Annotated in this window: 9 protein-coding genes; 5 read left to right on the top strand and 4 right to left on the bottom strand. The window is 63.2% G+C overall.

What is annotated here, in order from left to right; translation table 11 throughout:
* Nucleotides 1–4 precede the first annotated feature (4 nt).
* Nucleotides 5–1,423, bottom strand: coding sequence for an allantoinase PuuE (gene puuE / locus NKI21_RS02110; RefSeq protein WP_023813631.1), 1,419 nt, complete (start codon nt 1,421–1,423; stop codon nt 5–7).
* A 203-nt stretch (nt 1,424–1,626) separates the two neighbouring features.
* Here puuE and uraH point away from each other — a divergent pair, with 203 nt between their 5' ends.
* The 4 genes from uraH (at nt 1,627) to xdhC (ending at nt 6,837) form a co-directional block, all read left to right on the top strand.
* Nucleotides 1,627–2,001 carry a hydroxyisourate hydrolase gene (gene uraH, locus NKI21_RS02105; RefSeq protein ID WP_023813630.1) on the top strand — a complete coding sequence of 125 codons (375 nt, stop codon included), beginning with the start codon at nt 1,627–1,629 and terminating at the stop codon, nt 1,999–2,001.
* A 3-nt stretch (nt 2,002–2,004) separates the two neighbouring features.
* Nucleotides 2,005–3,486, top strand: coding sequence for a xanthine dehydrogenase small subunit (xdhA, locus tag NKI21_RS02100; RefSeq protein ID WP_352794639.1), 1,482 nt, complete (start codon nt 2,005–2,007; stop codon nt 3,484–3,486).
* Nucleotides 3,486–5,837, top strand: a complete 2,352-nt coding sequence (gene xdhB, locus NKI21_RS02095) for a xanthine dehydrogenase molybdopterin binding subunit (protein WP_352864562.1) — start codon at nt 3,486–3,488, stop codon at nt 5,835–5,837. Before xdhA ends, xdhB begins: the two co-directional genes overlap by 1 nt.
* A gap of 61 nt (nt 5,838–5,898) precedes the next feature.
* The gene (gene xdhC, locus NKI21_RS02090; protein ID WP_352672734.1) at nt 5,899–6,837 is read left to right on the top strand and encodes a xanthine dehydrogenase accessory protein XdhC; all 939 of its coding nucleotides are present in this window, start codon (nt 5,899–5,901) and stop codon (nt 6,835–6,837) included.
* Here the strand turns inward: xdhC and NKI21_RS02085 are convergent.
* The 3 genes from NKI21_RS02085 to NKI21_RS02075 form a co-directional block, all read right to left on the bottom strand.
* Nucleotides 6,834–8,105 carry an LLM class flavin-dependent oxidoreductase gene (locus NKI21_RS02085; RefSeq protein ID WP_352672732.1) on the bottom strand — a complete coding sequence of 424 codons (1,272 nt, stop codon included), beginning with the start codon at nt 8,103–8,105 and terminating at the stop codon, nt 6,834–6,836. The two genes, xdhC and NKI21_RS02085, sit on opposite strands and share 4 nt — an antisense overlap.
* Nucleotides 8,102–9,115 (bottom strand): LLM class flavin-dependent oxidoreductase, encoded by a 1,014-nt coding sequence (locus NKI21_RS02080; RefSeq protein WP_352672731.1) that lies wholly within the window; start codon nt 9,113–9,115, stop codon nt 8,102–8,104. The genes NKI21_RS02085 and NKI21_RS02080 overlap by 4 nt, the downstream gene beginning before the upstream one ends.
* A 103-nt stretch (nt 9,116–9,218) precedes the next feature.
* The gene (locus NKI21_RS02075; protein ID WP_128302775.1) at nt 9,219–10,139 is read right to left on the bottom strand and encodes a LysR family transcriptional regulator; all 921 of its coding nucleotides are present in this window, start codon (nt 10,137–10,139) and stop codon (nt 9,219–9,221) included.
* A 162-nt stretch (nt 10,140–10,301) separates the two neighbouring features.
* Between NKI21_RS02075 and NKI21_RS02070 the strand changes: the two genes are divergently transcribed.
* Nucleotides 10,302–11,519: a urate hydroxylase PuuD gene (locus tag NKI21_RS02070; protein WP_352864315.1), complete on the top strand. Its 1,218-nt coding sequence runs from the start codon at nt 10,302–10,304 to the stop codon at nt 11,517–11,519.

The following is an 11,519-nucleotide window of genomic DNA, read 5'->3' as shown; positions in this document are numbered from 1 at the left end:
AAACCTATTGCGGAAGCATGTCTTTGAGGCGGAGCAGCGCGATGCGCTCGACCTGTTTGCAGGCGGTTTCGAATTCGACGCCGCGGCTGTTGCCGATGCGCGCCTCGAATTCCGCCAGAATCTCTTGCCTCGTCTTGCCCTTCACCGCGATGATGAAGGGGAAACCGAAAGTGGTGACGTAGGCGGCGTTGAGCTTGGAAAACAGTTCGCGCTCCTTGTCGGTCAGCGCGTCGAGGCCGGCCGAAGCCTGTTCCCTGGTCGATTCCGCCGTCAGCCGTTTGGCCTTGGCAAGTTTGCCGGCAAGGTCGGGATGAGCGTTGAGCACGGAAAGCCGCTCGGTTTCGCTGGCGGACCGGAAGACACGGCAAAGCGCATTGTGCAGGCCGCCTGAAGTGTCATGCGCCGGGCCCAGTTCCAGTTCGTAGGCGCGTTCGGCGATCCAGGGCGAATGCTCGAACACGCCGCCGAAAGTGTGGACGAAGGTCTCGAATTCCATCTTCGAGGGGCGGAGTGCCGCCGGTTGATAAGGATTGACCTCTTGCCAGTGGCGGGCGATGTCGATGCGCCGCGCCAGCCAGACCCTGTCGTGCGACTTCACATAGTCGACGAAGCGCTTCAGCGCCGCCACCCGGCCCGGCCGCCCGACGAGGCGGCAGTGCAGGCCGATGTTCATCATGCGTGGCCGGCCTGCCTTGCCCTCGGCATAGAGCGTGTCGAAGCTGTCCTTCAAATAGGCAAAGAACTGGTCGCCGGAGTTGAAGCCCTGCGGCGTTGCGAACCGCATGTCGTTGGCGTCGAGCGTATAGGGAATGATGAGCTGCGCGCCGCCATCATGCTCGAACCAGTAGGGCAGCTCGTCGTCATAGGTGTCCGACACATAGTCGAAACCGCCTTCTTCCGCCACAATCCGCACTGTGTTGATCGATGTGCGACCCGTATACCAGCCGGTCGGGCGCGCGCCGGTCACTTCGTAGTGCAGCTTGATCGCCGCCTCGAGGTCGCGGCGCTCATCCTCGGCGCTGTGGTCGCGGTAGTCGATCCATCTCAACCCGTGCGAGGCGATCTCCCAGCCGGCTTCCTGCATGGCCGTGACTTGATCCGGCGAACGGGCGAGCGCGGTGGCGACGCCATAGCAGGTGATCGGCACCTCGGCCTCGCTGAACAGCCGCAGCAACCGCCAGAAACCGGCGCGGGCACCGTATTCGTAGATGGATTCCATGTTCCAGTGGCGCTGGCCCACCCAGGGTGCCGCGCCGACGATTTCCGACAGGAAGGCTTCGGACGCCTTGTCGCCATGCAGCACGCAGTTCTCGCCGCCTTCCTCGTAGTTGACGACGAACTGCACGGCGACATGCGCGCCGCCAGGCCATTTCGGGTCCGGCGGATTGACTCCGTAGCCGCGCATGTCTCTGCTGTAACGCATCGTCCCTCCCGCCGGGCATGGCCCGAAGTATGATCAGAATATCGAAAGGGTGCTTCTCGCATTCCCCCGAAAATTTTTGAAAGTGTTTTTGTCGCACTCCGCTCGACCGGGACTTATGCATCGCCTTTAATTGGCGCACAATTCACTGTTGATACTTGATCGTACCGGGCCAATTCGCTCGTACCGGAAATGGGAGGCGGCCAATGGCAGAAACGTCGAATGCCGATGGCGGGCGTCTGACGACCCATGTCCTCGACACGGCGACAGGCAAGCCGGCGGCGGGATTGTCGATCGCGCTTTATCACCTCGAGGGCAAGGCGCGGACACATTTGAAGACCGTTGTCACCAATGCCGACGGCCGTTGTGACAAGCCGCTGCTCGCCGGCGCGGAGTTCCGCCCCGGAGAATACGAACTGGTCTTCGCCGCAGGCGACTATTTGCGCCAGCAGGGGTCGAGCCTGCCGAACCCCGCCTTTCTCGATGTGATACCGATCCGCTTCGGCATGGCCGAACCGCTGCACTACCATGTGCCGCTGCTCGTCTCGCCCTATGGCTATTCGACCTACAGGGGGAGCTGAGGCATGGCCAAAATTAGCATCCGCAATGAAATCCGCTTCATCCTCAACGGCAGGGACGTCGCGCTTTCGTCGGTGGCACCCGACGCGACCCTGCTCGACTGGCTGCGGCTCGACCGGTCGCTGCGCGGCACCAAGGAAGGCTGCGCCGAGGGCGATTGCGGCGCCTGCACCGTGTTGGTCGGCAAGCTCTCGGCCGGCGGGCTGGTCTATGAAAGCGTCAATGCCTGCATCCGTTTCCTCGGCTCGTTGGACGCCACCCATGTCGTGACCGTCGAGCATCTGCGCGGCGTATCAGGCCAACTGCATCCGGTGCAGCAGGCGATGGTCGATTTCCACGGCTCGCAATGCGGCTTCTGCACACCGGGCTTCGTCATGTCGCTCTATGGCCTGTGGATGAAGTCGTCGAATCCGTCGAACGCGGATATCGAAAAGGCCTTGCAAGGCAATCTCTGCCGCTGCACCGGCTACGAGGCGATCATGCGCGCGGCCCAGGCCATCTCGAGCTACGGCAAAGCGGCAAAAGATCCGCTGGCGGCGGAGCGCAAGGCGATCACCGCCAGGCTCGAGGCCATGCATGACGGCGCCCGGATTGAGATCGGTTCGGCCAAGACGCGGCTGGTCGTACCGGGCAATGTCGACGATTTCGCCGCTGTGCTGGACAGGGACCCCAACGCCACCATCGTTGCCGGCTCAACCGATGTCGGCCTCTGGGTGACCAAGCACATGCGCGATATTTCGCCGGCCATTTTCATCGGCAATCTCGACGGACTTTGCACCATCTCGGAAGACAACGGCATCATTTCGATCGGCGCGGGCGTCACCTACACTGATGCCTTCGCGATATTGGCGAAGCGTATCCCGGCGCTGGGGCCGTTGTTCGATCGCATCGGCGGCGAACAGGTGCGCAACATGGGGACCATCGGCGGCAATATCGCCAACGGCTCGCCGATCGGCGACACGCCGCCGCCCTTGATCGCTCTTGGCGCAAGTCTCACCCTGCGCAAGGGCAAGAAGCGGCGCTCGATTCCACTGGAAACCTTCTTCATTGCCTATGGCAAACAGGACCGGCAGCCGGGCGAATTCGTCGAGGCCGTGCACGTTCCGGTTCCGGTCAAGGGCACGAAATTCGCCGTCCACAAAATCACCAAGCGCCGCGATGAGGACATCACCGCGGCCCTCGGCGCCTTCTTCTTGACGCTGGCCAGCGATGGCACGGTGGCGGAGGTGCGCATTGCCTATGGCGGCATGGCGGCGACGCCGAAGCGGGCGTCTTCTGTCGAAAAAGCGCTGCTCGGCAAGCCATGGACGGAGACCACGGTTGACGCGGCGATGGTCGAATATGCCAGGGATTTCACCCCGCTCACCGACATGCGGGCCTCGGCCGAGTATCGTGCGCTCGCGGCGCGCAATCTCTTGCTGCGCTTCTTCGCCGAGACCAGCGGTACCAGGGAGCCGATCCAGGTTTCGAGGCACGAGGCGGCATGATGAACAAGCACGCTCCCCCCAATCTGAAGGCTGAAAAGATCGCCGGCGGCGTCGCCACCGATCAGCGCCACGACTCCGCCCACAAGCATGTCAGCGGCACCGCCGTCTATATCGACGACATGCCGGAACCGGCCGGCACGCTGCATGGCTGCCTCGGGCTTTCTGCCGCCACGCATGCCACGGTTACCAGCATGGATCTCTCGGCGGTGCGTACAGCGCCCGGTGTTGTCGACGTGCTGACGGCCAAGGATGTGCCGGGCGAGAACGACATTTCGCCGACAGGCCGCCACGACGAGCCGGTGCTGGCCGACGGCAAGGTGCAATTCTATGGCCAGCCAATCTTTTGCGTCATTGCGCAGACGCGCGAGCAGGCGCGTCGCGCCACCAGATTGGCCAAGGTCGAATACAAGGAATTGCCCTTCGTCACCGACATTGGCGCGCTCGATCCGAAGAAGGACAAGCTCGTCACGCCGCCTCTCACCCTGAAGCGCGGCGATGCCGCTACAGCGATCCGTCAGGCGCCGCGCCGGCTAAAGGGAAAAATGCGCATCGGCGGCCAGGAACACTTCTACCTCGAAGGCCATATCGCCATGGCCGTTCCGGGCGAGGATCAGGACGTCACCATCTATTCCTCGACCCAGCATCCGAGCGAAGTCCAGCACATGGTCAGCCATGCGCTCGGCGTGCCGAGCAACGCCATCACGGTGGAAATCCGCCGCATGGGCGGCGGCTTCGGCGGCAAGGAAACGCAAGGCAACCAGTTTGCCGCATTGGCGGCGATCGCCGCGAAGAAACACCATCGCGCCGTGAAAATCCGGCCCGACCGTGATGACGACATGATCGCCACCGGCAAGCGTCATGATTTCCTCGTCGACTACGAAGTCGGCTTCGATGACGAGGGCAACATCCTCGGTGTCGATTTCATGTTCGCGGCGCGCTGCGGTTTTTCGTCGGACCTTTCCGGCCCGGTGACGGATCGCGCGCTGTTCCACTGCGACAACACCTATTTCTGGCCGGCTGTGCATGCGCAATCGGCGCCGCTCTACACCAACACCGTGTCGAACACCGCCTTCCGTGGTTTCGGCGGCCCGCAAGGCATGGTGAGTGCCGAGCGCGTCATCGACGAGGTCGCCTTTGCCGTCGGCAAGGATCCACTCGAAATCCGCAAGAAGAATTTCTACGGCATATCAGAGCGCAACATCACGCCGTACCACCAGACGGTCGATGACAACATCATCCAGCGCATCGTCGCCGAGCTGGAGGAAAGCGCCAGCTATGCGCGGCGACGGCGCGAAATATCGGCCTTCAATGCCAACAGCCGTTTCATCAAGCGGGGCCTGGCGCTGACGCCGGTCAAGTTCGGCATCTCGTTCACCGCCACCCACTACAACCAGGCCGGCGCGCTGGTGCACGTCTATACCGATGGTTCGGTGCATCTGAACCATGGCGGCACCGAGATGGGGCAGGGCCTCTACGTCAAAGTGGCGCAGGTAGTGGCGGAAGAGTTCCAGATCGACCTAGACCAGGTGAAGATCACCGCGACCACGACCGGCAAGGTGCCGAACACTTCGGCCACGGCGGCGTCGTCCGGCTCCGACCTCAACGGCATGGCGGCGCAAAACGGCGCTCGCCAGATCAAGGACCGGCTGATCGATTTCGCCGCCGAAAAATATCAGGTGCCGCGCGATCAGGTGCTGTTCCTGCCCAACCGGGTGCGCATCGGCAACCAGGAGATCGCCTTCGCCGACCTCGTCAAGCAGGCCTATATGGCCCGCATCCAGCTGTCGGCGGCGGGTTTCTACAAGACGCCGAAAATCCATTGGAACCGCGACAAGGGCGAAGGCCGCCCCTTCTACTATTTCGCCTATGGCGCGTCATGCTCGGAGGTCTCGGTCGACACGCTGACCGGCGAATACATGGTCGAGCGCACCGATATTCTGCATGACTGCGGCCGATCTCTGAATAGCGCCATCGACATCGGCCAGATCGAGGGCGGCTTCATCCAAGGCATGGGCTGGCTGACGACGGAAGAACTGTGGTGGGACGCCAAGGGCCGGCTGCGCACGCACGCGCCATCGACCTACAAGATCCCGCTCGCCTCCGACCGGCCGAAGATATTCAACGTCACCTTGGCCGACTGGCCGGAAGCGAGCGAGCCGACCATCCACCGCTCCAAGGCAGTCGGCGAGCCGCCGTTCCCGCTCGGCATGTCGGTGCTGCACGCCCTGTCGGATGCAGTGGCCAGCGTCGCCGACCACAAGATCTGTCCGCGCCTCGATGCTCCTGCAACGCCGGAGCGGGTGCTGATGGCGATCGAGAGGCTGAAGAAAGAGACGAAGGCCGGCGCCTGAATCTGGCAGAATGTGCAATCTGGGCCGAAAAACCTATATTTCCCATTCGGGAATGTGAACCATGAACTCGAAAGTGCAAAGCCTGAAAGCCTTTCTCACCAGCGCCGGCCAGGTTGCCCTGGTCGAAGTGACCGGAACAAAAGGCTCGACGCCACGCGAGAAGGGCGCCTTCATGCTCGTCTCGCAGGCGGCGATCTTTGGCACCATCGGCGGCGGTCAACTCGAATACATGGCGATCGACAAAGCCCGGCAGATGCTTTTCTCCCCCTCAAGGGGGGAGAGAACCCGCGCCGATCCGATCTTACCCGGCGGCTTCGCCGCCACCCTCCCCTCAAGGGGCAGGGAAAGCCGCGCGACCCTCGATGTGCCGCTAGGCCCGGAAATCGGCCAATGCTGCGGCGGGCGCGTCGAAGTGCTGATCCGGCTCGTCGATGCAGCCCTTGCCGCCGATCTGGTTGCGGCTGCGGAAGCCGAGGAGGCGCACCTGCCGCGTGTCTACATCTTCGGCGGCGGCCATGTCGGCCAGGCGCTGGCGTCGACGATCGCACTTCTTCCCGTGCACGGCATCGTCATCGAGACGCGGGCCGAAGCACTGGAAGGCATGCCGGAATCCGTCGAGACCAGGCTGACAGCTATGCCGGAAGCGATGGTGCGAAACGCTCCCGCTGGCGCCGCCTTCGCCATCCTGACCCACGATCATGCGCTGGATTTCCTGATCGTCGCCGAGGCGCTGAAACGCGGCGATGCCGCCTATGTCGGCATGATCGGCTCGAAGACCAAGAAAGCGACGTTCAGGACCTGGTTCCTGAAATCGGCGGACGGCAGGCCAGCCGAGTTTGCCCGCCTCGTCTCGCCAATCGGCGGCGACACCGTCAAGGACAAGCGCCCACAGGTTATTGCGGCGCTGGCCGCGGCCGAGATCATGACGGCGCTGGTCAGTCACAGCGCAGCCTTAAGTGCCGACCACCAAATTCCGCATGGCAGGGTGATGGCGGGCTAAGCTGCGCCGCAGTTAACCGGCTGTTTCAAACCCAGTTGGTCGCGCAATGTGCGGCCCTCGTACTCCTTGCGGAACAGGCCGCGTCGCTGCAGTTCCGGCACGACGAGCGTGGCAAAGGCATCCAGTTCGCCTGGGAAATATGACGGCATGACGTTAAAACCGTCGGCCGCGCCACCCTCGAACCGAGCCTGCAGTTCGTCGGCGACTTGGGCCGCAGTGCCGACGATGCGCCAATGGCCACGCGCGCCGGCGAAATGCCGGGCAAGCTGGCGGATGGAGAGGCCGTCGCGGCGCGATTGCTCGATGACCAGCGCCTGCCGGCTTTTCATCCCCTCGCTCTCCGGCAGATCCGGCAGCGGCCCGTCGATCGGGTAGCGCCACAGATCGGAGATGCTGAGATAGCTGGACAGCAGCGCAACGCCGACATCGTCGGGGATCAGCGCCTGCAATTCCTCATATTTTTCAAGGGCCTCCGCTTCGGTCTCCGCCACCACCGGCGCGACGCCGGGCATGATCTTGATGTCGTCAGGCTCGCGCCCATAGGCCGCCAGACGTCCCTTGAGATCGTCGTAAAAGGCCTTCGCTTCCTCGAAGGTCTGCGCCGCGGTGAACACCACATCGGCGGTGCGGGCGGCAAGGTCGCGGCCGACATCCGAGGCGCCGGCCTGAACCATGACCGGGGCGCCCTGCGGCGAGCGTGGCAGATCGAGCGGGTCGCGAACCGAAAAGCTCTGGCCGTCGTGACCGGAGGCGCCGAGCTTGCCGTTCCAGAGCCCGGTGACGACTTCGGCGAATTCACGCGCGCGCTCATAGCGATCGGCATGGGGCTTGAGGCCGGTCGAGCCGAAATTGGCGGCCTCGATGGGGCTGGCCGAGGTGACCAGGTTCCAGCCGGCCCTGCCGCCACTCAGATGATCGAGCGACAGGAAGGTTCGTGCGAGCCCATAGGGCTCGTTGTAGCTCGTCGAGGCTGTCGAGACGAGGCCGATGCGGCTGGTCTGGACGGCAAGCGCCGAAAGCAGACTGATCGGCTCGAAGCCGATCGAGCGCGACGTCTGGCTGGCGATGCCGATATTGGCCTCGCGCAGGCCGGCGGCGTCCTCGCAGAAGATCATGTCGAACTTCGCCGCCTCTGCCGTGCGCGCCAGCGCGATGTAGTGGTCGATGTCAGTGCCGGCGGTGACGTGCGCCTTGGCATGGCGCCAGGCGGCGATGTGGTGGCCTGTCGCCCACAGGAAGGCGCCGAGTTTCATCTGGCGAGCGGTCATCGGTCACCTCCGCCGGCAAGCCCGAGATGCGAGCGCAACGTCGTGCCGCGATAGTTCTCTCGAAACAGGCCGCGCTGCCTCAGTTCCGGCAAAACCAGATCGACGAAATCGTCGAGCGCTGAAAGCTGTGCCGGCATCAGGATGTTGAACCCGTCGCAGCCTCTCGCCCGGAATTCCTTTTCCAGCCTCTCGGCGAGGGCAGCCGGCTTACTATCAGCGGTAGGCGCGACGTTCGTCAGCACTTTCACAGCGTCCGGATCGCGTCCGCACGCCGTGACACGGCGCCGGATATCGTCATAGCGTTCTGTCGTGCCCTCCACCGGTCCGCCGTCCAGCAGGATGATATCGGCGGTGCGAGCGGCAATATCGAAGTCGGATTCCTGCAGGCCCGACAAGACGAGCACTGGCGTATCCTGCGGCGACCGGGCGACGTTCAGCGGTCCGCGCACGGAAAAGAACGCGCCCTTGTGCTCGAGCAGGTGCATTTTTTCGGGGTCGTGGAAGCGGCCGCCGCTCTGGTCGAACAGCAGCGCGTCCGCATCCCAGCCCTGCCACAGACCTTGCACGATGCCGATATATTCCTCACTGCGACGGCGGAAATCGTCAGGCGAAAATCCTTCGGGCCGGCTGAAATTGGCTGTTTCCCGTGGCGCCTGCGCCATGGTCGCGTTCCAGCCACTGCGGCCATGGCTGATGATGTCGAGCGAAGCGAAACGGCGCGCCAGATTGTAGGGTTGGTGGGCAATTGTCGAGGCAGCGGCAACCAGGCCGATCCTGCTTGTGACAGTTGCCAATGCGGCCAGCAAAGTGGTCGCTTCGAAGGGCATCGGACTGTTCGCGGCACCGCCGCCGGAAGCCGGCGCTGAATCGGCAAGCAGCACCATGTCCAGGCCCGCCGCTTCGGCCTTTTGCACTAAACCGGCCAGGCGGCTGAATTCCCGCCCCGGTGATGGATCGATGGTTCCCGGAAACAGCGAAACGGCAAGATGCATTGTGGCGCCGTTGTCCATCGATGGTCCCTGCGAGACGAAATACCACCCGAACTATGTTCGCCACATCCAGGGATGGCAACCGCTGGCGCTGGGCCAAGCGCCGGTCACGTGCCGGCCAGCATTATTTCCCAGCTAGCAGATCGTTGATCAGTCGCTGGCAGCGCTCGGCCATGAAGTCGAGCAGCAGCCGTACTTTTGGATCCTGCAGCTTCTTGTGCGGATAGACGGCGGCGAACTGCACCGGTGTCGGTGGCGTGCTGCTCAGGATCACCTTCAGCCGCCGGTCGCGGATGAATGGCTCGACCTCGAAGCGCGGCTTGTTGATGATGCCGCGCCCCGAAAGCGCCCAGCCGGTCAGCACGTCGCCATCGTCGGTGTCGTAGGGCCCGTGCACCTCGAATTTCTGCGGGCCTGTGGGGGTCTGCAGCGTCCACACATATTCGCGCGCGCCGGAATAACGCAGCATCAGGCAGTCGTGCTTCTTGCCGATCAGCTCCTGCGGCTCCAACGGTTCGCCGCGGGCCTCGAGATATTTCGGCGCCGCCACCAGCACGCGCTCGCATTCCATGATGCCGCGCATCCTGAGGCTGGAATCTTCGATGATGCCGAGCCGGAAGGCGACATCGATGCCTTCCTTCATGATGTCGACATTGTGGTCCGAAAGCCTCAGCCTCACCTCGATGTCTGGGTATTTGTCGTGAAAATCGGGAATGCCCGAGGCGACCAGCCGGCGGCCGAGGCCCAAGGGTGCCGTAACGCGGATGGTGCCGCGCGGCTGGCCGGAAAGCGCCGAGACCGCGGCTTCCGCCTCGGTGATCGCCTCCAAGACCTGCTTGGCGCCCCCGTAAAAAACCGTGCCATGCTCGGTCGGCATCAATTGCCGCGTCGTGCGGTTGAACAGACGCACGCCCAGGTGCTTCTCCAACTCCTTGATGCGGTTGGAGGCGACCGCCGGCGAAATCCGCATGTCGCGACCGGCCGCCGACAGATTGCCGAGTTCGACCACGCGAACGAAGACGGCAATGTTGTCCAGATAGGCCATGCGGTTTCGTGGCTTTCCTGAGGCCGCCTTCGGGCGGCTCCCATCCTGCTGCGTGTGACTACCCTAGTATTTTCCATTTTTTTTTGAAAGTCATCGTGCGCCTCGCCTCTTTCCGTTTGCGCTCCAACCCGTAAAGTCGCCCAATCGGCAGGGACGATTTCAATGATGGATTTCGCGATTTTCTGGGACTGGCTAAGTTTTGCCGTGCGCTGGCTGCACGTCATCACCGGCATCGCCTGGATCGGCTCGTCCTTCTACTTCGTCGCGCTCGACCTCGGCCTGCGCCAGCGTCCCCGCATGCCCGTCGGCGCCTTCGGCGAGGAATGGCAGGTGCATGGCGGCGGCTTTTACCACATCCAGAAATATCTGGTGGCGCCGGCCGAAATGCCCGAGCATCTGACCTGGTTCAAATGGGAATCCTACGCCACCTGGCTGTCCGGCTTCGCCATGCTGTGCGTCGTCTATTATGCCGGGGCCGATCTGTTCCTGATCGATCCCAACGTGCTCCCAATGTCCGTCCCGGTCGGCATCCTGCTGTCGTTGGCAACGATCGGCGTCGGCTGGGTGGTCTATGATCTGCTGTGCCGCTCGCCGCTCGGCAAAAGCGACACCGGCCTGATGCTGGTGCTCTACTGTGTGCTGGTGTTCATCGCCTGGGGGCTGACGCATCTCTTCACCGGCCGCGCCGCCTTCCTGCATCTGGGCGCCATCACCGCCACGATCATGTCGGCCAACGTCTTCATGGTTATCATCCCCAACCAGAAGATCGTTGTCGCCGACCTCATCGCTGGCCGCAAGCCCGATCCGAAATACGGCAAGATCGCCAAGCAGCGCTCGCTGCACAACAACTATTTGACGCTGCCGGTGCTGTTTCTGATGCTGTCGAACCATTATCCCCTGGCGTTCGGCACTGAGTTCAACTGGGTCATCGCCTCGCTGGTGTTCATCATCGGCGTGCTGATCCGGCACTATTTCAACTCGGTCCACGCGCGCAAGGGCAACCCGACCTGGACCTGGATGGCGGCACTTGTCCTGTTCATCGTCATCATCTGGCTGTCGACCGCGCCGAAGGTGCTGACCGGCGAGCCCAAGGAATCGGCGTCGGCGCAAATCTATGTCGCTTCAGCGCATTTCCCGGCCGTGCGCGACACCGTGCTCGGCCGCTGCTCGATGTGCCACGCGGCGGAGCCGGTCTATGAGGGCATCTATCATGCGCCCAAGGGCGTGATGCTCGACACCGATGCGGATATCGCCAACCACGCCCGCGAGATCTATCTGCAGGCCGGTCGCAGCCACGCCATGCCGCCCGCCAACGTCAGCCAGATTACCGACAAGGAAAGGGCACTGCTGGTGGCTTGGTTCGAAGGCGCAGGGAGATAG

Source organism: Mesorhizobium sp. M0715 (genome assembly GCF_040320355.1).
Lineage (GTDB): Bacteria > Pseudomonadota > Alphaproteobacteria > Rhizobiales > Rhizobiaceae > Mesorhizobium.
The sequence above is the reverse complement of the archived record's forward strand: the minus strand, read 5'-3'. Positions and strand labels throughout refer to the sequence as shown.